Here is a 25,595-nt window from a genome sequence, read left to right on the forward strand (position 1 = left end):
ACCTTAAACCAATCCCTGCTGATTTCAAGTTCGGGGCGACACCGCCCCGTGGTTGCCGATGATGATACCTGAATCTGAGTTAATGTACTAGCATATTAGTACATGCGGCGGTTAAGCCCCATGATGTCGAGAATTTTGGTGGCGATCTCTTCTACCGAATAGTTGGTGCTGTTCAGCCATGGGATCTGGTTTTTACGGTACAGCGCTTCCACTTCGGAGACTTCCATTCGGCACTGGCGCATCGAGGCGTAGCGGCTATTTTCGCGGCGCTCTTCGCGGATGGCGGCGAGGCGTTCCGGGTTGATGGTCAGGCCAAACAGCTTGTGCTGCAGCGGCTTCAGGGCGGCGGGCAGCACCAGGTTATCCATGTCGTCAGCAATAAAGGGGTAGTTGGCGGCGCGAATACCGAACTGCATCGCCAGATAGAGGCTGGTCGGGGTTTTGCCGCAGCGCGACACGCCCAGCAGGATCACCTGCGCCTGGTCGAGATTACGCAGAGAGATACCGTCGTCGTGCGCCAGCGTGTAATCAATAGCGGCGATACGGGCATCGTACTTGGTCAGGTTACCGGGATTAAGCCCGTGGGTACGGTGGGCGATGGGGGTCGGGTCGAGCTTAAGTTCGCTTTGCAGCGGGGCCACCAGCGCCTGCACGATATCCTGACAGAACCCTTCACTTTGCAGAATGATCGAGCGAATCTCGGGGATCACAATCGAGTAAAACACCAGCGGGCGGACGCCGGTCTGCTGATAGATGGCGTCAATCTGGTCTTTCACCGCTTTGGCGCGGCTCTCATTTTCGACAAACGGCAGCGTGATGCTGTTAATCGAAACGGGGAACTGCGACATCACCGCGTGGCCCAGCACCTCGGCGGTGATCGCCGTCCCATCAGAAATATAAAAAACGTGGCGATCGACAGCACTATCCATTTTACCCACCCTGAATATCATACGTAATTGTCTGAAAGCATAAATTAAAAAAGTAATTTATACAGCAAAGAACTTATCCTAATTATGAATGAAACGCTGTTTTTGATTTTCCTGAAAAGTGGATTTCATTTTTCAAATAGCGACTTTATTTTTGGGGTTTCTGGCTGAATATAGAGGAATCATCGGCTTAATCGTTGATGGGAAAGTATCCGAAAAATTGAAAATTTAAATTGCTTACACGATTCACCGTTTTTTTAGCGGAAATAAATATGCCACTATAAATACGTAGTCAGGCGTTACTTACTCCGATCAAATATCACAAAAGGATTGTTTCGATGTCCAACAATGGCTCGTCACCGCTGGTGCTTTGGTATAACCAACTCGGCATGAATGATGTAGACAGAGTTGGGGGCAAAAATGCCTCCCTGGGTGAAATGATTACAAATCTGTCAGGTATGGGTGTCTCCGTACCGAACGGGTTTGCCACCACCGCCGATGCCTTTAACCTGTTTTTAGACCAGAGCGGTGTTAACCAGCGCATTTACGACCTGCTGGATAAAACGGATATTGATGACGTTACCGAGCTTGCGAAAGCCGGGGCGCAGATCCGCCAGTGGATCATCGACACACCTTTCCAGCCGGAACTGGAAAAAGCCATTCACGACGCGTACAACCAGCTCTCTGCTGATGACGTACAGGCCTCTTTTGCCGTGCGCTCTTCTGCCACCGCAGAAGATATGCCGGACGCCTCGTTTGCCGGGCAACAGGAAACCTTCCTGAACGTTCAGGGATATGACGCCGTGCTGGTGGCGGTGAAACATGTCTTTGCGTCCCTGTTCAACGACCGCGCTATCTCCTATCGCGTGCATCAGGGCTATGACCACCGTGGCGTTGCGCTTTCCGCTGGCGTTCAGCGCATGGTGCGTTCGGATGTCGGTTCCTCCGGCGTCATGTTCTCCATTGATACTGAATCCGGCTTCGACCAGGTGGTGTTTATCACCTCCGCATGGGGTCTCGGTGAGATGGTGGTGCAGGGGGCGGTTAACCCTGACGAATTCTACGTCCACAAGCCGACGCTGGCCGCTGGCCGCCCGGCGGTGGTGCGCCGCACCATGGGCTCGAAAAAAATCCGCATGATCTATGCCCCGACGCAGGAGCATGGCAAGCAGGTGAAAATTGAAGATGTGCCGCAGGAGCAGCGCGATCGCTTCTCCCTGACCGACGCCGAAGTGCAGGAGCTGGCGAAGCAGGCGGTGCAGATCGAAAAACACTATGGCCGTCCGATGGATATCGAATGGGCGAAAGACGGTAACACCGGCAAGCTATTTATCGTGCAGGCGCGCCCGGAAACCGTCCGTTCTCGCGGCCAGGTGATGGAGCGTTATACGCTGCACGCGCAGGGCAAAATCGTGGCGGAAGGCCGTGCGATTGGTCACCGTATCGGTGCCGGCCCGGTGAAAGTGATCCACGACATCAGCGAAATGAACCGTATTGAGCCTGGCGACGTGCTGGTAACCGACATGACCGACCCGGACTGGGAGCCGATCATGAAGAAAGCCGCGGCTATCGTTACCAACCGCGGTGGTCGTACCTGTCACGCTGCCATCATCGCGCGTGAACTGGGTATTCCTGCGGTTGTCGGCTGCGGTGACGCCACCGAGCGCATGAAGGACGGACAGAATGTGACCGTCTCCTGTGCCGAAGGCGATACCGGCTACGTGTATGCGGATATCCTCGACTTCAGCGTCAAGAGCTCCAGCGTGGATACCATGCCGGACCTGCCGCTGAAGATCATGATGAACGTCGGCAACCCGGACCGCGCGTTTGACTTCGCCTGCCTGCCGAACGAAGGCGTAGGTCTGGCGCGTCTGGAATTCATCATCAACCGTATGATCGGCGTCCACCCGCGTGCGCTGCTGGAGTTTGACGACCAGGATCCGAAACTGCAGAACGAAATCCGCGAGATGATGAAAGGCTACGACTCGCCGAAAGAGTTCTACGTCGGCCGTCTGACCGAAGGGATCGCCACGCTGGGCGCGGCGTTCTGGCCGAAACGCGTGATTGTGCGTCTGTCAGACTTTAAGTCTAACGAATACGCCAACCTGGTGGGCGGCGAGCGCTATGAGCCGGAAGAAGAGAACCCGATGCTGGGCTTCCGCGGAGCCGGACGCTACGTATCCGACAGCTTCCGCGACTGCTTCGCGCTGGAGTGTGAGGCGGTGAAACGCGTGCGCAACGACATGGGGCTGACCAACGTCGAGATCATGATCCCGTTCGTGCGTACCGTGGATCAGGCGAAAGCCGTGGTGGACGAGCTGGCACGTCAGGGGCTGAAGCGCGGCGAGAACGGGCTGAAGATCATCATGATGTGTGAAATTCCGTCCAACGCCCTGCTGGCTGAGCAGTTCCTTGAGCACTTCGACGGCTTCTCTATCGGTTCGAACGACATGACGCAACTGACGCTGGGTCTGGACCGCGACTCCGGCGTAGTCTCTGAGCTGTTCGATGAGCGTAACGAGGCAGTGAAAGCGCTGCTCTCTATGTCCATCCGCGCGGCGAAGAAGCAGGGTAAATACGTCGGGATTTGTGGTCAGGGCCCATCCGACCATGAAGACTTTGCCGCATGGCTGATGGAAGAGGGGATTGATAGTCTGTCCCTGAACCCGGACACCGTGGTGCAAACCTGGCTGAGCCTGGCGGAACTGAACAAGTAACCGCTAAAAAACGGATAAAGGCGAGGAGATATCTCCTCGCCTTTTTTATTTCCGCCCGAATATGCTCCCCATCACAAATAAAGTAAAAAACTAAATATCATAATTTGTCTGTTAATTTAGACAATTGTTAGCCCGCAAAGCGTTGCTAATACTTGAGCCTTACTGCGCATTTCCCTGGTGAAGATGCGCAACTGGTTGAAATACGTTTTAACCTGATAAAAAGGCAAATAACAATGACAATCTCCTCTGTATTGCGTACCAAAGATAAAATAGGTTATGGCTTAGGTGATATGGCCAGCGCGCTGGTCTGGCAAACGGCAACGCTATTTCTCGCTTATTTCTATACGGACGTTTTTGGTTTACCCGCCGCGGTTATGGGCACCATGTTTTTAGTGGTGCGCGTGGTCGATGCGTTTGTCGACCCGTGCATTGGCGCGCTGGTGGATCGCACCCGGACGCGCCACGGTCGTTTCCGTCCCTGGCTGCTGTGGTTTGCCATTCCGTTTGGCGTGAGCTGCCTGATTACGTTCTATGTCCCGGATGTTGGGCCAACGGCAAAAATCGTGTATGCCTGCGTGACCTACGCTATTTTAAGCCTGATTTACTCCGCGATTAACGTGCCTTACTGCGCCATGCCGGGCGCGCTGACGCTGGACCCGCGCGAGCGTCACTCCCTGCAATCCTGGCGCTTTGGCCTGTCGTTTATCGGCGGGTTGATTGTGACGGTAATTGCCCTGCCGCTGGTCTCCTTGTTAGGCCAGGGCAACGTGCAGAAAGGCTATTTCTATGCCATGAGCCTGATGGGGCTGCTGGGGATTGTGCTGTTCTTCTGCTGTTTCATGATGACCCGCGAGCGTTATTCTCCACGCAACGATACCTCCGGATCCATGTTCACCGATTTAAAACTGCTGGCCGGAAACAGCCAGTGGCGTATTGTGTTCCTGTTTAATATTTTACTGTTAACGGCGGTGGTGACGCGGGGTTCCGCCACGATGTATTACGTGAAATATGTGCTGTTGCGTCCGGAGCTGGTTTTTGCCTTTATTGTTTCCGGGATGGTGGCCTCCTTAAGCGGCGCGTTATTATCCGAACGGCTGCTGGGGAAATTTGACCGCGTACGCGCCTATCAGTGGACCATTATTTCCTTCGTCATCTTCGGCGCGCTGATTTTCTTCCTGCCGCCTTCTCAGGTCTGGCTCATCTTTGGCCTCAATATCGTCTTCAGCTTTGTGCAAAACCTCACCACACCGCTGCAGTGGACCATGTTCTCCGATGTGGTGGACTACGAAGAGCATCGCAGCGGCCGCCGCCTGGACGGGCTGGTGTTCTCCACCGCGCTGTTTGCCATCAAATTTGGCCTGGCGCTGGGCGGGGCGGTCGTCGGCTGGGTGCTGGGCATGGTGGATTATGCACCCGGTGAGGCAGCCCAGGCACCGCACGTGCTCTCGACCATTAACGCACTGTTCACCCTTATCCCTTGCGCGCTGTTCCTCTGCATGGTCGCGCTGCTGGCCATCTACAAACTGAACAGCCGGCTGGTGGACTCCATCGCCCGGGAGCTGGCCAGCAAACGTGAGGTAAGACCCGAAGCAGGGCAGCTCAGCCCGGCAACCCCTTCCGCACTACAGGAGTAAAACATGACAGCTATCTATAAGGACGCGGGACGTCCCGTGCACGAGCGCGTCGCCGATTTACTGGCACGCATGACCCCGGAAGAGAAGTTCGCCCAGATGCATGCGTACTGGCTGATCCTCGATGAAAACGGCAACCACCGCGAGCGCAGCGATCTGAGTGACGAATTCGCCGGCGTGAGCCAACAGGCCTCCCTCGGCGAACGGCTTAAGCTGGGCGTCGGGCAGATCACCCGTCCGCTGGGGACCCATATCGTTGACGCGAAAACCGGGGTACGCGCCGCTAACCGCTTGCAGCGGATGATGATGGAGGAGACGCGTCTCGGCATACCGGCGCTGTTCCATGAGGAGTGCCTGGTGGGGCTGCTGTGTAAAGACGCCACGCTGTTCCCGTCGTCGCTGAACTACGGTTCAACCTGGGACCCTGAACTGGTGCAGCGAGCGGCACAACAGATTGGCAAAGAGGCGCGGTCTGTGGGCTGCCAACAGGGGCTGGCGCCGGTGCTGGATGTCTCCCGCGACGTGCGCTGGGGGCGAACCGAAGAGACCTTTGGCGAAGATCCCTGGCTGGTGGGCGTCATGGCCACCGCCTACGTTAAGGGACTGCAGGGCGACAAACGTGACCTGCTGGCGACCCTCAAACATTATGTGGGTCACTCGTTCAGTGAAGGCGCGCGTAACCATGCTCCGGTACACCTGGGTTTTAGCGAGCTTAACGACACCTTCCTGCTGCCGTTTGAAATGGCGGTGAAGCTCGCCAACGCCGGTTCGGTAATGCCCGCCTATCACGATATTGATAACCAGCCGGGACACAGCGACAGCTTCCTGCTGACCACCGTCCTTCGCGAACAGTGGGGCTTCGACGGGATCGTTGTGGCCGACTACGGCGGCGTCAGCCTGCTGCATCAGCATCATGGGGTTTCCCACGATGCGGCAGAATCTGCTGCGCTGGCCTTCAACGCCGGGCTGGATGTTGAGCTGCCGAAAGATGACTGCGCACGCCACCTGGCCGAAGCCGTCGATCGCGGGCTGATCGCCATGGCGAAAGTGGATGAGATTGTGGGCCGTGTACTGACCGAAAAATTCCGTCTCGGTCTGTTTGAAGAGCCGTATGTCGATAAAAACGGTATCGATCTGCAAAATGAAGTGACCCGCCAGGTCGCGCGGGAGGTGGCGACAAAATCGGTCACGCTGCTGGAGAACAACGGCATCTTACCACTTGGTGGCAAACCCCGCGTGGCGGTGGTAGGGCCGACGGCAGACGATCCGCTGGCGTTACTCAGCGGCTACAGTTTCCCCGTGCATCTGATCATCAGCGATATGGTCGAGGAGACCTCTCAGGTGACGACGCCGCGCGCGGCGCTGGAGCACTATCTCGGCGCGTCGCAGGTTCGCTACGCGAAAGGGTGTCACATCATCGAAAAACGGATGGCGGGTGCGCCGGTCTTCCCGGGGGACAGCGGCGGCAAACCGATGCAGCAGTCGCCGGTTTCGCAAAGCACCGCCTTGATCCCCGAGGCTGTGAACGCGGCGCAGGAGAGTGATGTCGTCGTGGCCTGCGTGGGCGATCTCGCCGGGCTGTTCCAGAGCGGTACCGTGGGGGAAGGATCGGATACCGACTCCTTAAACCTGCCGGGCGTGCAGCAACAGCTGCTGGAGGCGCTGGTGGCGACGGGCAAACCGGTGATTGTCGTGATGACCGGGGGGCGTCCTTACCATCTTCAGGGCCTGGAGGACAAGGTGGCCGCGCTGATCGTGGCGTGGGCACCGGGGCAGGAAGGGGGCTGGGCCATTGCGGACGTGCTAACGGGGCGTGCGGAGCCCCAGGGGCGTCTGGTGGTGAGCGTGCCGAAAAGCGCCGGCGCGATGCCGTACTACTACAATCACAAGCTCAAAAGCGGCGGCACGCCGTTTGCGTTCCATTTCGGTGCACGTTACCCGTTTGGCTTCGGCCTCGGCTGGACGACATTTAGCTGGGGGAACGCGAGCGTGGCTTCATCTGAGGTGTCGGTCGACGGCGAGGTGGCACTGAGCGTGGAGATCACCAACACCGGGGAGCGCAGCGGCAGCGAGGTAGTGCAGGTTTACGTCAGGGATAAGGTCGCCACGCAGGTTCGGCCGCTCCAGGAGCTGAAGGCCTTCCAGCGCGTCACGCTCTCACCGGGGGAAACCGCCACGCTCACCTTTACGCTGCCGGTGGAGATGTTCAACTTCACCCGTCGTGACGGGAAACGCATCGTTGAGCCGGGCGAGTTTGAGCTGCAGATGGGCGCATCGTCGGCGGATATCCGCGAGGCGGTTACGGTTAATGTGACAGGGGAAACGCGGGTGCTGCCCGCTGAGTGGCGGATGCTCAGTACCTGTGAGGTTAAGCGCGCGTAGTCAGGATAAAAAAAAGCCCATCGTGGGAGATGGGCAAAGACTACACACAGCAATTCGTTGTTTCACTCAGGGGATTTCCATGCTTATAAATCAAGGTGTTGATTTATAACCGTGTGCTAATAGTAGGCATGTCCGCTTTTAGCGTCGATCGGATTCGTCTCAATAGTTAAAGAGACGTAAAGATTTCTTGAGGTTAGGAGCAGATTGAGTGCAGGAATCGCGGGTCTGACCAGTGTGCAACGAATAAATACTTTAGCGGCGTTAAAGTATTGAGCGGGAGAATGTAGGCCGGGTAAGCGTCAGCGCCACCCGGCAACAAGGCTTAATGGGTATTCTTTTCTTCCAGCTCTTCCAGTTCGCTCAAAATCACGTCCGGATCAGTTCCCGGCGGTGGAATTTCATGCACCCAGGCGGAGAACAGACGCCAGGTGACGGCGAGAAGCACCGGGCCGATAAACAGGCCAATCATGCCGAAGGCAATCAAGCCGCCAATCACCCCGGAGAGGATCAGGATCAGCGGCAGGTCAGCGCCCATGCGGATCAAAATCGGGCGAATGACGTTATCCATCGTGCCGACCACGCAGCTCCAGACCAGCAACACCGTTCCCCACGTGGTATCACCCGTCCAGTAGAGCCAGATAATGCTGGGGACCAGCACCAGCAGCGGCCCCAGTTGCGCAAGACAGGTCATCAGCATGACCACGGTGAAGACCGTGGCGTACGGTACGCCGGAAATCGCCAGACCAATACCACCCAGCACCGCCTGCACCAGCGCGGTCACCACCACGCCCAGCGCAACCGCGCGTACGGCCTGTGCCGCCAGCAGTACCGCAGCGTCGCCCCGTTTACCCGCCAGGCGGGTTGCAAAGTGACGAACGCCCAACGCCACCTGTTCACCGCGCCAGTAGAGCAGGGCGCTGAAGAGCAGCATCAGGGTACAGTGCATCATAAAGCGACCAATATGCGCCGCCTGACCCACAAACCAGGTGGTGGTGGTGCCAATATACGGGCGAACTTTTGCCATCAACGCGCTGCCCCCCATCTCCAGCAGGCTATGCCAGCCGCTGTAGAGCTTGGCCCCCACCAGCGGAATGCTGTTCAGCCAGGCGAGATCCGGCAGCGTCAGGTCGCCACTGGTAATGGCACGGATAACCGGGCCGCTGGAATCCACCAGACTGTTCACCAGCAAAGCAATGGGAATAATAAACAGCAGAAACAGCAGCAGCGTCATGACCAGCACGGCTAATCCGCGGCGGCCGAACAGCAGCTTCTGCAAGCGCAGCAATAAAGGCCATGTGGCGACGACCACGGTCGCAGCCCAGGCGAAGCCGAGAATAAAGGGTTGAACAATCCACAGACACGCAATAATCATGAGGGCCAGGAACAGCACCGACAGCAAAATTTGCGCAACATCCCTGGGCTGGCGAACATTGACCATAAATGAAACTTTCCTTAATAAAACACCAGCGAGGCTGGCGGGAAGGGAAAACCGCGTCTCTCTAATCATTAATGATATCAGCGATTTTTGACAGGCGAATTCTGCCTGTAATTCAGCAGAGATTATAAGAAAAAAATGTGATAAAACTTTCCGGACACAACGCAAACGATTTCACATTACTCTAATTAGGGTCGACGGTCATGATCCCACAGATTTCTCAGGCACCTGGCGTCGTTCAGCTGGTGCTTAATTTTTTGCAGGCACTGGAGCAACAGGGTTTTACAGGTGATACCGCCACGAACTATGCCGACAGGCTGACGATGGCCACCGATAACAGTATTTACCAGCTTCTTCCCGATGCCGTCGTTTTTCCTCGTTCAACGGCCGACGTGGCGCTGATTGCCCGGCTCGCCACGCAGGAGCGCTTCGCCTCGCTGGTCTTTACGCCGCGCGGCGGCGGCACCGGGACCAACGGTCAGGCGCTGAACCAGGGCATCATTATTGATATGTCGCGCTATATGAACCGCATCATTGAGATCAATCCTGAAGAGGGATGGGTGCGGGTCGAAGCGGGCGTGATCAAAGATCAGCTTAACCAGTACCTCAAACCGTACGGCTACTTCTTCGCACCTGAACTCTCCACCAGTAACCGCGCCACCATTGGCGGGATGATCAACACGGATGCCTCCGGCCAGGGCTCGCTGGTCTACGGCAAAACCTCCGATCACGTACTGGGCGTGCGAGCGGTTCTGCTGGGAGGCGATATCCTCGATACCCAGCCGATGGCGGTGGAGCTGGCGGAAACGCTGGGCAAAGATAACACCGCCAGCGGGCGTATTTATCGTACCGTGCTGGAGCGCTGCCGCGACAACCGGCAGCTGATCCTCGATAAATTCCCCAAACTGAACCGCTTCCTGACCGGGTACGACCTGCGCCACGTCTTTAACGATGACCTGACCCAGTTTGATTTAACCCGCGTGCTGACCGGCTCCGAAGGGACGCTGGCGTTTATCACCGAGGCGCGGCTGGATATCACCCGGTTGCCGAAGGTGCGTCGCCTGGTGAACGTCAAATATGACTCGTTCGACTCCGCGCTGCGCAATGCGCCGTTTATGGTGGAAGCCCAGGCGCTGTCAGTGGAAACCGTTGACTCTAAAGTGCTCAATCTGGCCCGGGAAGATATCGTCTGGCACTCCGTTAGCGAGCTGATTACCGACGTGCCGGGTAAAGAGATGCTGGGTCTTAATATCGTGGAATTTGCCGGCGATGACGCAGCGCTTATCGACAGCCAGGTGACCACGCTGTGTCAGCGACTGGACGAACTGATTGCCCATGGCGAAGGCGGCGTGATCGGCTGGCAGCTCTGTAACGATCTGGCCGGTATCGAGCGTATCTACGGGATGCGGAAAAAAGCCGTGGGGCTGCTCGGCAATGCCAAAGGGGCGGCGAAGCCGATTCCGTTTGCCGAAGATACCTGCGTTCCCCCTGAGCACCTGGCGGATTATATCGTTGAGTTTCGCGCCCTGCTGGACAGCCACGGCCTGAGCTACGGCATGTTCGGCCACGTGGATGCCGGGGTGCTGCATGTGCGTCCTGCGCTGGATATGTGCGACCCGCAGCAGGAGATCCTGATGAAGCAGATCTCCGATGAGGTGGTGGCCTTAACCGCCAAATACGGCGGTCTGCTGTGGGGCGAACATGGGAAAGGGTTCCGCGCGGAATACAGCCCGGCGTTCTTCGGTGAACAGCTCTATGCGGAGCTGCGTAAGGTGAAGGCGGCTTTCGACCCGCATAACCGCCTCAACCCGGGTAAAATCTGCCCGCCTGAAGGTGTCGATGCCCCGATGCTGCAGGTGGACGCCGTCAAGCGCGGCACCTACGACAGACAGATCCCGATTGCGGTGCGTTCCTCCTGGCGCGGCGCGATGGAGTGCAACGGCAACGGCCTGTGCTTTAACTTTGATGTCAAAAGCCCGATGTGTCCGTCGATGAAAATCACCAGCAACCGTATTCACTCGCCAAAAGGGCGGGCGACGCTGGTGCGCGAGTGGCTGCGCCTGCTCGCCGACCGCGGGGTTGATCCGCTCCGGCTCGAGCAGGAGTTACCGGAAAAACGCGCCAGCCTGCGCTCGCTTATCGAGCGCACCCGCAACAGCTGGCATGCCAGCAAGGGCGAGTATGATTTCTCCCACGAGGTGAAAGAGGCGATGTCCGGCTGTCTGGCCTGTAAAGCCTGCTCCACCCAGTGCCCGATAAAAATCGACGTGCCGGAATTCCGCTCGCGTTTCCTGCAGCTTTACCACACGCGCTATCTGCGTCCGGTGCGCGACCATCTGGTGGCGACGGTAGAGAGCTACGCGCCGCTGATGGCGCGAGCGCCAAAGACCTTTAACTTCTTTATTAACCAGCCGCTGGTGCGCAAACTTTCTGAAAAGCATATCGGGATGGTCGATCTGCCGCTGCTCTCGGTGCCCTCTCTTCAGCGCCAGCTCGTCGGGCATCGCTCGGCGAACATGACCCTGGAGCAGCTGGAGGCGCTCACGCCTGAGCAAAAAGCGAAGATAGTACTGGTGGTGCAGGATCCGTTTACCAGCTACTACGATGCAGAGGTGGTGGCGGACTTCATCCGCCTGTCAGAAAAGCTGGGCTATCAGCCGGTGGTCCTGCCATTCTCGCCTAACGGCAAGGCGCAGCACATTAAGGGCTTCCTGACGCGCTTTGCGAAGACCGCGCAGAAAACGGCTGATTTCCTGAATCGCGTGGCGCAGCTGGGGATACCGATGGTCGGCGTCGATCCGGCGCTGGTGCTGTGCTACCGCGATGAATATAAGCAGACGCTGGGCGACAAGCGTGGCGATTTCAACGTGCTGCTGGTGCATGAGTGGCTGCCGGCGGCTCTGGAAGGCAAAGCGGTTCAGGATGTCAGCGGTGAACCGTGGTACCTGTTCGGTCACTGCACCGAAGTCACCGCATTGCCTGGCGCCCCCGCACAATGGGCCTCTGTCTTTGCCCGGTTCGGCGCAAAGCTTGAGAGCGTCAACGTGGGCTGCTGCGGAATGGCCGGCACCTACGGACATGAAGTGAAAAACCATGCCAACTCGCTCGGCATTTACGAGCTGTCCTGGCATCAGGCGATGCAGCGTTTACCGCGAAACCGCTGCCTGGCGACGGGCTACTCCTGTCGAAGCCAGGTGAAACGGGTCGAAGGTAACGGGGTACGCCACCCATTGCAGGCTTTGCTGGAGATTATTGGATGATCTGGAAACGCGCTGTCACGCTACAGGCGTTAAACGCCATGGGCGAGGGGAATATGGTCGGGCTGCTGGATATCCAGTTTACCCGCATCGGCGAGAACGATCTGGAGGCGACCATGCCTGTCGATCACCGCACGCATCAGCCGTTTGGCCTGCTGCACGGCGGCGCCTCCGTGGTGCTGGCCGAAACGCTGGGCTCGGTGGCGGGGTATCTCTGCACCGAAGGGGAGCAGAAGGTTGTCGGGCTTGAGGTGAATGCTAACCACATTCGCTCGGTGCGCAGCGGGCGCGTGCGCGGTATTTGCCGTGCGCTGCACGCCGGTAGCCGTCATCAGGTGTGGCAGATCGATATTCGCGATGAGCAGGACCGTCTGTGCTGCTCTTCGAGGCTGACGACGGCGGTTGTATAAATTTTCCTGATGTTTTTGCAATCGGTCAAAAACTAGCCAGCAGGTTGTGGTATACTGGTCAGGTTTTGTACATAAGCGAGGACATCATGGATACTGAAATAACCCCAACACAGCTGGCAATTGAATATTTACGTCGCGATAAGAGCAACCTGTCTCCGGCGCAGTATCTGAAAAAGCTGAAACAGCTTGAGCTGGAATTTACAGATTTGCTGGCGCTCTCTTCGAATGAGCTGAAAGAAGAGATCTATTTTGCCTGGCGGTTGGGCGTTCACGTCCATTGAGAGCGTAAAAAGGCCGCAACCGCGGCCTTTTTTGTCTCCGGAATTCAATATTTAGCGGGCAGTTTATTGATTTTAATGAGCCGTCCCTCTTCCATTTCGATAAACCCCCCGGTTTTTAAATCCGCGAGGATCCGCATCACGCCGCTGCGGGAAAGCTGGGTCTTGTCGCGAATGTAGCGCTCAGCGGTAATCCCCTGGCGATAAGACTCATCTTCATTCATCAATAACATCAGCTGCTGGCGGATCATCTCATAGGCCGTTGGGGCGCCCTTCGGCATGACGGTGTTGTAGAGCCGGTTGTACATAAACATCAGATGGTTAGACAGCAGCCCCCATAGCGCCTTCTCCTGAATGAGGACGTTGAGCTCCCGGGTGGGCAACAGGCCAATTTTGCAGGGGGTCACCGTTTTCAGGTAGTCGTCAAAAAAGATGTCATTCAGGTTGGCCACACCAAAAAACGCCGGGCTTTTCGCCGTCGACAGCATCAGATTGTCGCTGCGTCGGTAAATGGCCACGGTGCCTTCCAGGATCAAATAACTCATCCCCTGACCGTTGACCACCAGATCCAGTTGCTCCCCGCGACCGGTGTTACGAATCGCAGAGTAAGGTTGTAAGTGCGTAATCAGCTCTTGTGCATAAGGGGAGCCACGTCGTGGCTTTTCTGTGGTGGACATAACCTGAACCTGAAAGAATCATCTTTCTGATTATAGCGTTACTCGTTTTCGCCAGCACCACCTGGGTCAGTATTTCCTCGGTAAATGGTGTATATCAAGCAGCACGCCGCGCTCCATTGTAATGTACTGCCCGGTGCGCAGTTCGGCCAGGATCCGCATAATCCCGCTGCGCGACAGCCAGGTTCGACTCTGTATATACGCAGCCGCCGTGGTGTTCATCCGTATTGCTTCCGGCTCCTGCATCAACTCCACCAGTTGAAACCGGATGATGTCATAGGCCGACATCTGTGAGATCCGCGAGCAGTGTTCGTAGACCCGGGAGGCGGTATAGATCAGCAGATGCGAAAAGGGTTCCCACAAATTGTGTTGCGCAATCGTGCTGTTAAAACGTTCCAGCGAAACGGCCGCGAGTTCAGAGGTTTCCAGCGCCCGGACGTACAGATGTTCTGACGAGAACTGACTGCTGACGCCGAGAATAAACGGCGAGGATTCAGAATTTAATACAATGCCATCTCCCCGACGGTGCAACGCCACGCTGCCCTGCAGAAGTAAAAAACACTGACGATCGGCGTGATGGTAATAGTGAACCACTTCCCCTCTGGACAGAATGCGTCTTTCTGTCAGGGGAAGAAGAGTATTAATTAATTTCTCGATGTGCTTATAGGGTTTTGCAGTCAGCACCGGGGTTTTTTCAATATCGACTTCGGGAGCCATTCGGGTGTTCATCAGAGACCTCACTTACGGATGCGATCATTTTTTGATCGGCATAAAGAATTATCTTAAAAAACAGCGAGTCGTGGAATGTTTACGGCAGGTCTAAAAATAGACCGCAAGATGTTGTAGTCCTAATTATATGAATTTTAAGGTTGTCTTTTACGGGTCTAAAAGTAGACCCGTAATAATGGCATTGAGATAATTCTAAAGAGAATTGTTTTAATTTTGTTAAACCTGAGTCTACAGCTAGACCTCAAATAGATTGTGCGCCGAAAAAGAGTTGTATAAATTTTACTCGTCGGCAGGCATAACCCGAAATGTTTAAGCTGAGCTATGAAGCGACGTTATTTAATGGGCACCTGACAATATATAAATGACAAGGTGAGGTGGCGGTGAACAGCATTAAACCGCTTTGTCTGGATTTCTGTAATAAATAAAGTGATACAGGATTTACTTATGAAAAATAAAATGATGATAGCAATGCTGGCAATCGGCTCCACTCTGGCAACGACGCACGCTTTTGCCGCAGCCGGTACCGTTAACTTTAACGGTAATATTCTGGATTCCGCCTGCGATGTGGATGTCGCGTCTCAGAATCAGGTCGTGGTATTAGGGGATCATTATAAAACGGAGTTCCCAACCACCGGCGCCAGAACGGCAGCAACGCAGTTTAATATTGTGTTGAAAAACTGTCCGGTGACGGTGACCAGCGCCAAAGTGCGTTTTGATGGTACGCCGGATGCCACCAATGCCAGCCTGCTGGCGATTGATTCGTCTGCGGCGGGGGCGGCGACCGGGGTGGCCATTAACCTGATGACGGCCGATAAGGCGGATCTCCCGCTTCATGGCAGCAACAGCTACAGCTATGTGCTGAGCAGCACGGCGGATAATACCCTGAGCTTCTATGCCCAGTATATTTCCACCGCAGCGACAGTCACCGCTGGCCCGGCAAACTCTGTCGCTAACTTCTCAGTGATCTATAACTGATATTTTGCAGAATCATTAAGGGGCCAACCCGGCCCCTTTGTTGTATGAGGTTTATCATGCGTTTTATCACCACGACAGGACTGGCCCTGGCGCTGTCTGCGCTCACGCTGACCACAGCCAACGCCGGCGTTATTATTGGCGGCACCCGCCTCATCTTCGATGGGGCTAAAAAAGAAGCGTCAATAAGCATAAATAACCCTGACAGTACGCCCTATTTAATTCAGTCATGGATAGATATGCAGGAAGGGAATTCAGGTAAAGCGCCTTTTATTATTACACCGCCATTATATCGCCTGGATGGCGGACAAAAAAACATTGAGCGAATTGTAATGACGGGTGCATTGCCACAGGAACGGGAAAGTCTGTTCTGGCTGAATATTAAAGCGATTCCGTCGGCATCAAAACAGACGAACTCCCTGCAAATTGCAGTGAAAACCCGCATCAAACTGATTTACCGGCCTGAATGTCTGCGGGCGTCAACACCAGAGGAACAGGCCAATAAATTAACCTGGCAACGAACAGGAAATAACCTTGAGGTCAAAAATCCCACGCAATACGTCATTAATTTTAATGAAATTACGCTGGCGGGGAAAAAACTGGATGACGTGACGTACGTTTTACCCGGCGCTTCAGCCCGGTTTGCATTACCGAATGAAGTAAGGGGAAATTCACTCACGTTTAAAATCATTAATGACTATGGCAGTCCCGGCGTTTTACACCAGGCCAGTTTGTAATGTGTTAGCAAACGGCAACGCCCGTATTTATCAGGTAATTCGTCATGACAGTAATAAACAGGATGCGGCCTGCACGCCTGGCGACGTTTATCGCCCTGGCGTTTGCCGGATCCTCTCCGACGCTCTGTGCCAGTGTGGCATTTAACACGGATCTGATAGAGCTGGATAATCCCGGCATGGATAAAGCCGATCTGTCGGCTTTTGAATCAGGCTCTCAGGCGCCGGGGAACTACCATGTCGATATTATTGTTGACGACGCGTTAGTGGAGACGGGGGATATTCGCTTTACCGCAGGCAAAAACGAGAATGGCGATGAGACATTGCAGCCGTGCCTGAGCAGTGAACAATTAAAACGCTGGGGGGTTAAAACCGCATTATTTCCCGCACTCAGTGCGGAACCGGGCGAATGTGTCAATCTTCAGGCGATACCGCAGGCCAGTGCAGATTTCCAGTTTAGCGCCCAGCGCCTTGTGCTCAGCATCCCTCAGGCAGCCATCGACCTGCCGGCGAGAGGTTATGTCCCGCCGCAGATGTGGGATGAGGGGATAACCGCAGCCATGCTCAATTACAGCCTGAGCGGGGCGACCAGCCGGGCGAAAACGGGCGCGGGGGCCAGCAGCAACAGCCAGTATGCGAACCTGCGTCCGGGGATCAATATCGGGCCGTGGCGTTTACGCAACTACACCACCTGGTCGCGGGATCCTTCCGGCAAGGATCAATGGGACACGGTCTACAGCTACCTGCAACGCGCCGTGATCCCGCTGAAAGCGCAGCTTACCGTCGGGGACAGTTCCGCCCCGGCGGATGTGTTTGACAGTATGCCGTTTCGCGGCGTCCAGCTGGCGTCGGACGATGACATGCTGCCGGATTCCCTGAAGGGCTATGCGCCTGTGGTACGCGGGATCGCGCGCACCAATGCCCAGGTGGTGATCCGCCAGAATGGCTATCAGATCTACCAAAGCTATGTGGCGCCGGGCGCGTTTGAGATTAGCGATATGTACCCCACCGGCGGCGCGGGCGACTTAGACGTGACCATCAAAGAGGCGGATGGCAGCGAGCAGCATTTCACGCTGCCGTATGCCTCGGTACCGGTATTGCAGCGCGAGGGACGGCTGAAATATGCCCTCTCCGCGGGACAGTATCGCGCCTATAACAGCAGCGTGGAGAAAACCCCGTTTGGCCAGATCACCGCGATTTATGGCCTGCCGGATGGCATTACGCTCTATGGCGGCGTGCAGGGTTCCGGCAAGTACCAGTCCCTGGCGCTTGGAGTAGGTAAAAACATGGGCGATTTCGGTGCGCTTTCCGCGGATATCACCCAGGCCAGGTCATCACCGGCCGATATCGCAAAAACGCAGGGGCAGTCCTTGCGAGCGCGTTACAGCAAGAACCTGCTCAATACCGGCACAAATTTTTCGATTGCAGGATACCGCTATTCAACCCGTGGCTATTACGGGATGCAGGAAGTGCTGGATTCCTTCGGGGACAGCGGCGCACTTCAGGAGAGACGGCGCAATCGCGTGGAGCTGACGATGAGCCAGACGCTGGGTGGAAACCTGGGCGCGCTGACGCTGAGCGCCGCACGGGAGGATTACTGGAACGCCGACAAATCAATGGCGTCATGGAGTGTCGGTTACAACAATTACTGGCACAACATCAGCTATGGCGTGACCTGGACATTCAGTAAAAACGGCAGCCCGGCGTCATCCGGTAGCGGGGGTACGAAATCCTGGGATCGCGACCAGCTTCTGGCGTTTACCGTCAGCGTGCCGCTGGACAAATTTCTGCCGCAGACGTGGACCAACTATGGCCTGAACGCCAGTCAGAATAATGGCACAACACACAATCTCGGCATGAATGGGGTTGCTCTCGAAAACAGCGCCCTGAACTGGAATATCCAGCAGGGCTACGGCACCGATGGCGTGGGTTATACCGGCAATATGAACGGCGACTATAAAGGCACATACGGCGAGGTCTCGGCGGGCTATGGCTACGACACCAGTAGTGAGCGCCTGAATTATGGCTTACAGGGCGGCATCCTTGCGCATGCTGACGGCATTACGCTGTCGCAGCCGCTGGGGGAAACCAACGCGTTAATCAAAGCCCCTGGCGCGCACGGCGTCAATATTCGCAATCAGGCTGGCGTGCGGACGGATTACCGGGGCTACACGGTGGTGAATAACCTCTCCGTGTACCGGAAAAACGATCTCGCCCTCGATCCTGAGAATATGCCCGAGGATGTGGAGCTGGAGATCAACACGCGCACGGTCACGCCGACACGCGGTGCGGTCGTGAAAGCCGATTACCTCTCCAAAGTGGGACGCCGGGTGCTGATGACCTTAATGGACAATAACCGTTTCGTGCCGTTTGGCGCGGTGGTCACGCTGGAGGGAGACACCAGCAGCAGTTTTATCGTCGGCGATCGCGGTCAGGTCTATTTAACCGGCCTGCGCGAACAGGGCACCGTTCTGGCGACTTGGGGGACGCAATCCCACCAGCAGTGTCGGGCGGATTTTAATCTGCCGAAAGGATCTCAGTATGGTGGCATCGCTGACATTAGCGTCACGTGTCGCCAGGAGCATTAATATGAAGTTCATCAACGCTATTTTACTGCTGTGTTGTCTGTGCGGCTGGCAAGTGGCCAGGGCAGGGACCTGCACCACTATTACGCCGCAGCTGTCGACGCTATCGGTGGGGACCATTAATGTTCAACGTGATACGCCTGTCGGCACGGTGATTTTTTCCGGCACGGGAAGCATGACAGGCAGCTATCTGACAGGGTGTACCAATCCCTTAATGCTGGGTTTTAGCATGCGCTATAACAATGCCACGCTGAGCAGCTACGGCAATCATGTGTATAACACCAACGTCAGCGGCATAGGCATTCGGTTTTCTTCAAATGCCTATTTCGAGAACCCGAGCAATACATTCTCTTACAGTGCGCAGACCTCTTATGTCGACTGGTATGGCGGCCGGGTCGAGCTGGTGGTGACCGGCCCGGTGTCATCCGGTGCCTTAACGCCGGGGGTCATCGGCGTGGTCACGCTCCAGGGCAGCGACGGGGTTTATCGTGACGGGCTGACCGAGCAACTTACCGGCGGAACCATCAACGCCCTGGCATGCACGATCAGTACGCCACAGCTGACGTTCCCGCTTGGTGATATTCCGGCATCCGCGTTTGGCACCGTAGTGGGGACCACGCCGGGCGTGGCGCAGAATACACAAAATCTGGGATTAACCTGCAGCGCTGGCACCAATATTACGGTCTCGCTCAGCGGAATACAGAATCCCGACAGTGCAAATACCAGCGTGATGGCCTTAACGGGGCAGGGGAGTGCCGGTACGGCAAAAGGTGTCGGCGTGCAGCTTTTATATAACGGTACGCCGCTGGCATTAAATAGCCGTCTGTTATTAAAACAATCTGCGGGTGGACAAGAGACGCTCCCGTTAACGGCGCGTTATTACCAGACCTTAACCTCCGTTGAGTCCGGCTCCGCGAATGCCTCCGCCACGCTAAATCTGACGTACCAGTAACAGGTGGAGTGATGAAATTACATTATCAGCGTGGGCTTATTTTGCTTTTATTCTGCGGGCACACGTTCGCGGCTGACAGCGTGAATCTTGGCGTCACGGGAAATATCGTTGCCTCGCCCTGTATCTTTAACGGCGGGAGCACCAGTATGGATATTAATCTTGGGAATATACAGGCCACCAATATGGCGACGCCGGGGTCATCATCCGATCCGGTGCCTTTTAACCTGCTGTTTACCCAGTGTCCGGCGGGAACCCGTAGCGTCACGGTCTCGTTCACAGAAAGCCCCGATCCGCTCGCCGGGGCGGACTACTATATGAACAGCGGCTCGGCGACAAACGTGGCGGTCGCCATGCGTGAGGCCGGAACCGGGACGCTAAAGGGAACAGGTTCCAGAATAACGCAAACTATTGCGGCAGACAGAACCGCCACGATGGCCATGCAGGCGTCGGTCAAATCGGTTAGCGGCGGCGCGACGCCGGGGAGTATCAGTGCAGTCGTTGTGATGACGATGCAATATAACTGAGATGTCAGCGTTGACGTTCCTCACTCATTAAGGACAGTGGTACTTGCTATGTTGAATATTCTTATTCAGGAAGCCGATCAATTTTTTCGCAGTGGACTGCAGCATTTTTTTATGGATTTCTTTTTGCGTAATTTTAAACAGCCGATCCACTTCGCGACGCAATTTAGCCATGAAAACGTCAGCACTGCCGATATTATCGTGCTCTCCCTCTGTAAAGGGGAGACGCTCACCTGTATTCCAGAATTACAGGCCCGCCAGAAAGGGATCGTGATAGGACTGGTGGAGGATGCGCCGGGCGTTTCGGCATTTAACGCCTGTTTCCAGGATATTCTTTTTATTCCGCGTAATGTCTCGCTCGATAGCCTGAGCGAGATGCTGTTTCTCGCCTGGTATCGCACGCAGGCGCCCGGTTATATCTGGAAAAAAATAAGCTGCTGTGAATGCCAGTATAAAATATTATCGCCCCAGCAAATTCGCATTATGGTGAATTTTTACCGGGGGCTATCGGTAGTGCAGGTGGCCCGGGCGCTGGAGATGAATGATAAAACTGTCTTTACGCATAAATATATGATGATGCAGAAATTCAATCTGCGAACGGATTTTGAACTGATTGCGCTGATTCGTAAAATGGTGGAGAAAAAGAGTTACCCGAACCTGCTGCGTGACTATCTGGTCAATCATTACGGGGAGTGTGTTCCCGTGATGCAGTGAATTACAAAACATAGTGCACGGTTATGCGCCTTTAGAATAGCGAGCGCGTCATGGTACTTTTTATGCTTTATAAAATGACGCCTTCGCTATGCATATTCATAAAACTATCAAGCCGCTTTTTTTTACTAAGTTTCAGTGCGTTGGGCCAGAGTGCTTAATGTCATGCTGTCGTGGCTGGACGATCAACATTGATAAGAAAACCCACCAGAAATATCTCCTCTCCTCGCACCCGGGCATTGCCGCCATTGCCAAAGAGAATCTCATCCTGCAGCGCAAGGGCAAGAGCAGCTATTCCAGAATCAGGCTCAACGAAAACGGGGACTGTCCGTTTATCGATGAAAACAAGCTCTGCATGGTACACCGTGATTTAGGGGAAGAGGCGCTGTCGCCTACCTGCAGTATCTATCCCCGCAACTCAACCCGCTATCAGGATGAGACGCGACATACGATGACGCTCTCCTGTCCGGAAGTGGTGCGACGTGTGCTGTTTGACCCGGATGCCATGCTGCTTCAGGAGCAGGATGAGCTTGTGGCGCGCTATAAAACAAACCTGATTGGGCAGCGCCAGTCTGCTTCGCAGACGCAGCAGGTGATCCATCTCTTTGCCTGGAATATCATCCAGTCGCCATCCCGTAACATTGAAGAGAATTTAATGGCGCTGGCACAGTTTATTCTCTGTCTTCAGCACGTTAACTTTGATTTGCATAATAGATTTGCGGAAGTGGAACGTTTCTACGACGCGTTACTGACTGAACTGCAAAGCGGAAAATCGCTGATGGATTCCGGTAATCTGGCCCGTTCAAACGCGATGAAATATCTTGCGCTGTCGGTAATGGGAACCAACGTGGCGAAAGATTCGGCCCGGGACGGTTTTATTCTGGAAGGGCATCAGCACATTGCCGCGTATCTGGATATTGCCGGTTCAGACGACCCGGCCGACCTGGAGGCGAAGTTCGACAAGATTAATCAGCAGTGGCGTACACTGTGTGAGGATTCCTGTTTGTCAGAGCCTTATGTGTTACGCAATTATCTGCTGTATAAACTCTACAGCAGCTATTTCCCCGGCAAAAACACGGCAACCATCATGCGACAGTTTTATCGTATGGTGCTGGACTTTTTCTACGTCAAATGCATTCTCAGCGTTAAATCGATGCAGGGTGAAATCGACCAGCAGGTGGTGATGAAAACCATCGCCAGCCTGTCAGAAAAGACCATGCACAATTCGACCATTGATGCGCGCATGGACTTTGCAATTAATAAAATCAACGGCGGTGATGATTTATCCTGCCTGCTGTTAATTGGATAAACGCGCAATGTGTCAGAGGCCCACGCTGTGAGCCTCTTTTTACTCACACATTCACTGCGCTGATCAACCGGGTCTTCATCGATTGATAGGCAGACGCCGCATAGTCCTCAGCCCAGCGCTGGTCCTCAATCGCTTCCAGTTGCACTGCGCAGTACTTCGTTTCCGGCGTTTTGGAGATGGGGTCGAGATTATCCTGGGTCAGCTCGTTGCAGGCGCCGATCCACCACTGATAGGTCATGTAGACGGCCCCGGCGTTGATGCGCTCGCTGATGCTGGCGCGGGTAATCACTTTGCCGCGACGCGAACGCACCCAGACCAGCTGCCCGTCAGTAATGCCCAGTTTGTCCGCATCGGCAGGGTTCAGTTGCACCCGGCCGGGCTCGTCGGCCAGGCTTTGCAGCGCGGCGCAGTTACCGGTCATGGAGCGGCAGGAGTAGTGTCCCACTTCGCGCACCGTACAGAGCACCAGCGGGTAATCGTCATCAGGCGTTTCTGCCGGCGCGCGCCACGGCGCGGCAAACAGTTGCCCCTTACCGGTTGGGGTGTCGAACTGATTATCTTTGTACAGGTACGGTGTGCCGGGGTGATCCAGCGTCGGGCACGGCCACTGCACGTGGCCCATCTCGCCCATTTTTTCATAGGTTACCCCGTAGAAAAGCGGGCACAGCTCGCGCATCTCATCCCAGATCTGCTGGTTAGTGTCGTAGTGCATGGGGTAACCCATCTCGGTGGCGAGCAGGCTGATAATCTCCCAGTCGCGCTTCACGTTGCCGCTGGCCTCGATGGCTTTGCCGAAACGCTGGAATCCCCGGTCGGCACAGGTAAAGACGCCGCCGTGTTCACCCCAGGAGGTTGCCGGGAGCAGAACGTCCGCCACTTCCGCCGTTTTGGTCATGAAGATGTCCTGAACCACGACAAAATCCAGCGCTTCAAAACCGCTGCGCACCAGCCCGAGATCGGCCTCCGTTTGCAGCGGATCTTCCCCCATGATGTAGTAGGCCTTGATCTTGCCTTCCAGCGCCAGGTGCGGCACTTCGGTGATGCGCGTCCCGACCCGATCGTCCATCGCCGCAACGTCAATCCCCCAGGCGTCGGCGAACTTCTGCCGAACGGCCGGATCGGTGACATCCTGATAGCCGGGGAACATATTGGGCAGCACGCCCATATCACAGGCCCCCTGAACATTGTTTTGACCGCGCACCGGTCCGACGCCGACGGCAGGGCGACCGAGATTACCGGTCAACAGCGCCAGGCTTGCGAGCCCTTTGACCACATCAACGGCCTGACCAAACTGGGTGACGCCCATCCCCCACATCACGGTAGCGGAAGGGGCCGCCGCGAAGGTACGCATCGCCTGACGCACCTCACGGGCGGGGAGGCCGGTGAGATGTTCCACACGCTCTGGCGCATAGTCTTTTACCGTCTGCCGGTAGGCCTCAAGCCCTTCTGTAAAGCGTGCAACGTAGTTTTTGTCGTACAGCTCCTCTTCCAGCAGCACGTAGCCAAAGGCGTTCACCAGCGCCATGTTGCTGCCGTTTTTGAGCTGCAGATGCTGATCGGCAATTCGCGCCGTTTCAATGCGCCGCGGATCGCAGACGATAATTTTTGCGCCGTTTTCACGCGCTTTCAGCACGCGCCGGGCGACGATAGGGTGGGAGTCTGCGCAGTTATAGCCAAACACCAGCAGACATTTTGAGTTCTCAATATCGTTGATGGAATTACTCATCGCGCCATTGCCGAGGGTCTCCTGAAGCCCGGCAACGGATGGGCCATGACAGACGCGCGCGCAGCAGTCCACGTTGTTGGTGTTTAGCACCGCACGGGCAAATTTCTGCATCACATAGTTGGTTTCATTGCCGGTTCCACGGGAGGAGCCCGTGGTCATAATTGACCTTGGTCCGTGCTGCGCTTTAATGCTGCTGAGCCGGTGAGCGGTGTAACGGATAGCCTCTTCCCAGGTAACGGGGGTGAATGGCTCGCCTTTGTGGTAGCGGATCATTGGCTGGGTCAGGCGTGGGGTGAGCAGACGGGTATCGTTGAGGAAGTCCCAACCGTAAAATCCTTTCAGACATAAGGTGCCCTGGTTTGTTACCCCCTCTGCCGCTTCGGCACGGATGATACGGTTATTTTCTACGACAAGGTTTAATTTACAGCCTGCACCGCAGTACGGGCAGACGCTGGCGATCTTTTTCATCAATAACAGACCTGTTAAGAAATGAAGCAAAGTTGACTGGACAACCCAGTCCCGTACGTGGCGTTAAGCAGGAAGCGTGCCAGTTTCGGTTTGCTGGTTTTACAGGGTGTTATGCGGGGCGTTACGTGTCATCGTCAGGCTGTTCGTCAGTTTTGACGATGACACGTCGGGGGCGTGGCTGGCGGGAATTCAGAGATCGTCCATCGTGTAACCCACCACGATTTCCAGCGTTTTACGAATGACGTCCGCCTGAACCACGTCGTTAGTGGCTTCCAGCGTCTGAATAAGCCATAAGATGATCGCTTTATTAGACAGGTGACCCTCGGAGGCCAGAACACAGCGTACTGCAGTAGAAAAAATAGCGGACTCTTCAGCAAAACGATCGCCTGCGTGACGGAAATATTCCGCCAGCGCACTGTCTAAAAAAGCAGAGTGGTATTCGGGTTGAAGCTGAATATTTTGTCTCATTTGTTCTCACCGTAGCTGTTAAATTGCAGTCAATGTATTTTTTTGGGGTCGGACGGTTTTCCACTTCCAAATAACGGCACTACATTGTCTCTGTTATCGTTGAGAGGTCCCTCTCTTCTCGTTCGTCCTTGTGCGGTTCTGCGACGTGTAAAGGCGAGATTGTTAGAGCCGATGTCGGCAATCACCCTCGCAAGTGTCTCCCGCCGCCGGGGATCCTTTTCACAGGCTTTCATCGCCCGCAGACGCTGTAGCAATCCTTCGGTTGTCACAGGCCCCCGCTCTTTCAACAGAGAGAGAACGGCTTCACCGATAAGCTTGTCGATCAGACTGTCTGCGTCACTGCTGTTCATAACCTTACCGTTCGAAGAGCAGACCAAGCAGCATGTGGTAATGCTCTTCCTCTTCCGGCCCATCCGCTTTCTCGAGTCGGCTGAGCAGCTTGGTACAGAGCGATTTGCCATTCAGGTTTCGCCCGTCGCTGAGAATTTCTACTACCACCTGACCCAGCGTCTCCTGTTGGGTCGGAAGGGCGGCCTTTTCGAAGTACTGTGCGATCGCTGCTGCGGAATCTGTGGCGTAACCTTTCTGCTGCATGTTTCGCTCCTGTAAAATTTTGTAATCACTAACGTTACATTTAAGGTATACACAATTTCAAAATCTGTACACCCAAAATGTACAAATTTTGAATTTTTTTATGATATATTTTATAA

21 protein-coding genes and 1 other RNA gene are annotated in these 25,595 nt (G+C 55.4%); 13 read left to right on the forward strand and 9 right to left on the reverse strand.

The window, feature by feature from the left end; genetic code table 11:
• Positions 1 to 95: 95 nt before the first annotated feature.
• The gene (locus GM298_RS18560; protein ID WP_023311315.1) at positions 96 to 929 is read right to left on the reverse strand and encodes a pyruvate, water dikinase regulatory protein; all 834 of its coding nucleotides are present in this window, start codon (positions 927 to 929) and stop codon (positions 96 to 98) included.
• A 335-nt stretch (positions 930 to 1,264) separates the two neighbouring features.
• Here GM298_RS18560 and ppsA point away from each other — a divergent pair, with 335 nt between their 5' ends.
• From ppsA to GM298_RS18575, 3 genes are all read left to right on the forward strand, one after another.
• The gene (gene ppsA / locus GM298_RS18565; RefSeq protein ID WP_266155016.1) at positions 1,265 to 3,643 is read left to right on the forward strand and encodes a phosphoenolpyruvate synthase; all 2,379 of its coding nucleotides are present in this window, start codon (positions 1,265 to 1,267) and stop codon (positions 3,641 to 3,643) included.
• A 233-nt stretch (positions 3,644 to 3,876) separates the two neighbouring features.
• Positions 3,877 to 5,277, forward strand: coding sequence for an MFS transporter (locus GM298_RS18570; RefSeq protein WP_025757320.1), 1,401 nt, complete (start codon positions 3,877 to 3,879; stop codon positions 5,275 to 5,277).
• 3 nt (positions 5,278 to 5,280) lie between these two features.
• Positions 5,281 to 7,656, forward strand: a complete 2,376-nt coding sequence (locus tag GM298_RS18575; protein ID WP_266155017.1) for a glycoside hydrolase family 3 N-terminal domain-containing protein — start codon at positions 5,281 to 5,283, stop codon at positions 7,654 to 7,656.
• Between the two features lie 5 nt (positions 7,657 to 7,661).
• Here GM298_RS18575 and rprA read toward each other — a convergent pair.
• An RNA gene (rprA, locus tag GM298_RS18580) (antisense sRNA RprA) lies at positions 7,662 to 7,769 on the reverse strand.
• 209 nt (positions 7,770 to 7,978) lie between these two features.
• The gene (ydiK, locus tag GM298_RS18585; RefSeq protein ID WP_025757318.1) at positions 7,979 to 9,094 is read right to left on the reverse strand and encodes an AI-2E family transporter YdiK; all 1,116 of its coding nucleotides are present in this window, start codon (positions 9,092 to 9,094) and stop codon (positions 7,979 to 7,981) included.
• A gap of 200 nt (positions 9,095 to 9,294) precedes the next feature.
• Between ydiK and GM298_RS18590 the strand changes: the two genes are divergently transcribed.
• The 3 genes from GM298_RS18590 to GM298_RS18600 all read left to right on the forward strand — a co-directional run bounded on the left by GM298_RS18590 (position 9,295) and on the right by GM298_RS18600 (position 13,039).
• Positions 9,295 to 12,351, forward strand: coding sequence for an FAD-binding and (Fe-S)-binding domain-containing protein (locus GM298_RS18590; RefSeq protein ID WP_266155018.1), 3,057 nt, complete (start codon positions 9,295 to 9,297; stop codon positions 12,349 to 12,351).
• Positions 12,348 to 12,758 (forward strand): 1,4-dihydroxy-2-naphthoyl-CoA hydrolase, encoded by a 411-nt coding sequence (gene menI, locus GM298_RS18595; protein ID WP_266155019.1) that lies wholly within the window; start codon positions 12,348 to 12,350, stop codon positions 12,756 to 12,758. The genes GM298_RS18590 and menI overlap by 4 nt, the downstream gene beginning before the upstream one ends.
• An 86-nt stretch (positions 12,759 to 12,844) precedes the next feature.
• The gene (locus GM298_RS18600; RefSeq protein WP_003857766.1) at positions 12,845 to 13,039 is read left to right on the forward strand and encodes a YdiH family protein; all 195 of its coding nucleotides are present in this window, start codon (positions 12,845 to 12,847) and stop codon (positions 13,037 to 13,039) included.
• 44 nt (positions 13,040 to 13,083) lie between these two features.
• Here the strand turns inward: GM298_RS18600 and GM298_RS18605 are convergent, their stop codons facing one another.
• Both GM298_RS18605 and GM298_RS18610 read right to left on the reverse strand, forming a co-directional pair.
• Positions 13,084 to 13,713 carry a helix-turn-helix domain-containing protein gene (locus GM298_RS18605; protein ID WP_025757315.1) on the reverse strand — a complete coding sequence of 210 codons (630 nt, stop codon included), beginning with the start codon at positions 13,711 to 13,713 and terminating at the stop codon, positions 13,084 to 13,086.
• A gap of 66 nt (positions 13,714 to 13,779) precedes the next feature.
• Positions 13,780 to 14,439, reverse strand: a complete 660-nt coding sequence (locus GM298_RS18610; RefSeq protein WP_266155021.1) for a winged helix-turn-helix transcriptional regulator — start codon at positions 14,437 to 14,439, stop codon at positions 13,780 to 13,782.
• A gap of 444 nt (positions 14,440 to 14,883) precedes the next feature.
• Here GM298_RS18610 and GM298_RS18615 point away from each other — a divergent pair, with 444 nt between their 5' ends.
• The 7 genes from GM298_RS18615 (at position 14,884) to fliB (ending at position 22,223) form a co-directional block, all read left to right on the forward strand.
• On the forward strand, positions 14,884 to 15,414 hold the full coding sequence (locus tag GM298_RS18615) for a fimbrial protein (protein ID WP_266155022.1): 531 nt from the start codon (positions 14,884 to 14,886) through the stop codon (positions 15,412 to 15,414).
• 56 nt (positions 15,415 to 15,470) lie between these two features.
• A complete protein-coding gene (locus tag GM298_RS18620) occupies positions 15,471 to 16,148 on the forward strand; it encodes a molecular chaperone (RefSeq protein ID WP_266155023.1) in 678 nt (225 codons plus the stop codon).
• Between the two features lie 44 nt (positions 16,149 to 16,192).
• Positions 16,193 to 18,733, forward strand: coding sequence for a fimbria/pilus outer membrane usher protein (locus tag GM298_RS18625; protein ID WP_266155025.1), 2,541 nt, complete (start codon positions 16,193 to 16,195; stop codon positions 18,731 to 18,733).
• A gap of 1 nt (position 18,734) precedes the next feature.
• Positions 18,735 to 19,682: a fimbrial protein gene (locus GM298_RS18630; RefSeq protein WP_208283786.1), complete on the forward strand. Its 948-nt coding sequence runs from the start codon at positions 18,735 to 18,737 to the stop codon at positions 19,680 to 19,682.
• A gap of 11 nt (positions 19,683 to 19,693) precedes the next feature.
• Positions 19,694 to 20,206 (forward strand): fimbrial protein, encoded by a 513-nt coding sequence (locus GM298_RS18635; RefSeq protein WP_266155026.1) that lies wholly within the window; start codon positions 19,694 to 19,696, stop codon positions 20,204 to 20,206.
• Positions 20,207 to 20,254: 48 nt separating this feature from the next.
• Positions 20,255 to 20,917: a helix-turn-helix transcriptional regulator gene (locus GM298_RS18640; protein ID WP_252087181.1), complete on the forward strand. Its 663-nt coding sequence runs from the start codon at positions 20,255 to 20,257 to the stop codon at positions 20,915 to 20,917.
• Between the two features lie 88 nt (positions 20,918 to 21,005).
• Positions 21,006 to 22,223: a flagellin lysine-N-methylase gene (gene fliB / locus GM298_RS18645; RefSeq protein ID WP_128339755.1), complete on the forward strand. Its 1,218-nt coding sequence runs from the start codon at positions 21,006 to 21,008 to the stop codon at positions 22,221 to 22,223.
• Positions 22,224 to 22,266: 43 nt separating this feature from the next.
• On the opposite strand, the gene fdhF is transcribed toward fliB, so the two are convergent.
• The 4 genes from fdhF to ycgZ all read right to left on the reverse strand — a co-directional run bounded on the left by fdhF (position 22,267) and on the right by ycgZ (position 25,479).
• Positions 22,267 to 24,417 (reverse strand): formate dehydrogenase subunit alpha, encoded by a 2,151-nt coding sequence (gene fdhF, locus GM298_RS18650; RefSeq protein WP_128339754.1) that lies wholly within the window; start codon positions 24,415 to 24,417, stop codon positions 22,267 to 22,269.
• A gap of 189 nt (positions 24,418 to 24,606) precedes the next feature.
• Positions 24,607 to 24,885, reverse strand: a complete 279-nt coding sequence (locus tag GM298_RS18655) for a biofilm development regulator YmgB/AriR family protein (protein WP_023327185.1) — start codon at positions 24,883 to 24,885, stop codon at positions 24,607 to 24,609.
• A 29-nt stretch (positions 24,886 to 24,914) separates the two neighbouring features.
• Complete coding sequence (locus tag GM298_RS18660) at positions 24,915 to 25,235, reverse strand: hypothetical protein (RefSeq protein WP_045284951.1); 321 nt, start codon at positions 25,233 to 25,235, stop codon at positions 24,915 to 24,917.
• 4 nt (positions 25,236 to 25,239) lie between these two features.
• A complete protein-coding gene (gene ycgZ, locus GM298_RS18665) occupies positions 25,240 to 25,479 on the reverse strand; it encodes a regulatory protein YcgZ (RefSeq protein WP_266155027.1) in 240 nt (79 codons plus the stop codon).
• Positions 25,480 to 25,595: the final 116 nt, after the last annotated feature.

Source organism: Enterobacter sp. HSTU-ASh6 (assembly GCF_026319105.1).
Lineage (GTDB): Bacteria > Pseudomonadota > Gammaproteobacteria > Enterobacterales > Enterobacteriaceae > Enterobacter > Enterobacter sichuanensis.

Bases quoted from the DNA above. Each gene is read 5' to 3' on its own strand.
- GM298_RS18560 (WP_023311315.1), bottom strand. From the start codon at position 929: ATGGATAGTGCTGTCGATCGCCACGTTTTTTATATTTCTGATGGGACG.
- ppsA (WP_266155016.1), top strand. From the start codon at position 1,265: ATGTCCAACAATGGCTCGTCACCGCTGGTGCTTTGGTATAACCAACTC.
- GM298_RS18570 (WP_025757320.1), top strand. From the start codon at position 3,877: ATGACAATCTCCTCTGTATTGCGTACCAAAGATAAAATAGGTTATGGC.
- GM298_RS18575 (WP_266155017.1), top strand. From the start codon at position 5,281: ATGACAGCTATCTATAAGGACGCGGGACGTCCCGTGCACGAGCGCGTC.
- ydiK (WP_025757318.1), bottom strand. From the start codon at position 9,094: ATGGTCAATGTTCGCCAGCCCAGGGATGTTGCGCAAATTTTGCTGTCG.
- GM298_RS18590 (WP_266155018.1), top strand. From the start codon at position 9,295: ATGATCCCACAGATTTCTCAGGCACCTGGCGTCGTTCAGCTGGTGCTT.
- menI (WP_266155019.1), top strand. From the start codon at position 12,348: ATGATCTGGAAACGCGCTGTCACGCTACAGGCGTTAAACGCCATGGGC.
- GM298_RS18600 (WP_003857766.1), top strand. From the start codon at position 12,845: ATGGATACTGAAATAACCCCAACACAGCTGGCAATTGAATATTTACGT.
- GM298_RS18605 (WP_025757315.1), bottom strand. From the start codon at position 13,713: ATGTCCACCACAGAAAAGCCACGACGTGGCTCCCCTTATGCACAAGAG.
- GM298_RS18610 (WP_266155021.1), bottom strand. From the start codon at position 14,439: ATGAACACCCGAATGGCTCCCGAAGTCGATATTGAAAAAACCCCGGTG.
- GM298_RS18615 (WP_266155022.1), top strand. From the start codon at position 14,884: ATGAAAAATAAAATGATGATAGCAATGCTGGCAATCGGCTCCACTCTG.
- GM298_RS18620 (WP_266155023.1), top strand. From the start codon at position 15,471: ATGCGTTTTATCACCACGACAGGACTGGCCCTGGCGCTGTCTGCGCTC.
- GM298_RS18625 (WP_266155025.1), top strand. From the start codon at position 16,193: ATGACAGTAATAAACAGGATGCGGCCTGCACGCCTGGCGACGTTTATC.
- GM298_RS18630 (WP_208283786.1), top strand. From the start codon at position 18,735: ATGAAGTTCATCAACGCTATTTTACTGCTGTGTTGTCTGTGCGGCTGG.
- GM298_RS18635 (WP_266155026.1), top strand. From the start codon at position 19,694: ATGAAATTACATTATCAGCGTGGGCTTATTTTGCTTTTATTCTGCGGG.
- GM298_RS18640 (WP_252087181.1), top strand. From the start codon at position 20,255: ATGTTGAATATTCTTATTCAGGAAGCCGATCAATTTTTTCGCAGTGGA.
- fliB (WP_128339755.1), top strand. From the start codon at position 21,006: ATGCATATTCATAAAACTATCAAGCCGCTTTTTTTTACTAAGTTTCAG.
- fdhF (WP_128339754.1), bottom strand. From the start codon at position 24,417: ATGAAAAAGATCGCCAGCGTCTGCCCGTACTGCGGTGCAGGCTGTAAA.
- GM298_RS18655 (WP_023327185.1), bottom strand. From the start codon at position 24,885: ATGAGACAAAATATTCAGCTTCAACCCGAATACCACTCTGCTTTTTTA.
- GM298_RS18660 (WP_045284951.1), bottom strand. From the start codon at position 25,235: ATGAACAGCAGTGACGCAGACAGTCTGATCGACAAGCTTATCGGTGAA.
- ycgZ (WP_266155027.1), bottom strand. From the start codon at position 25,479: ATGCAGCAGAAAGGTTACGCCACAGATTCCGCAGCAGCGATCGCACAG.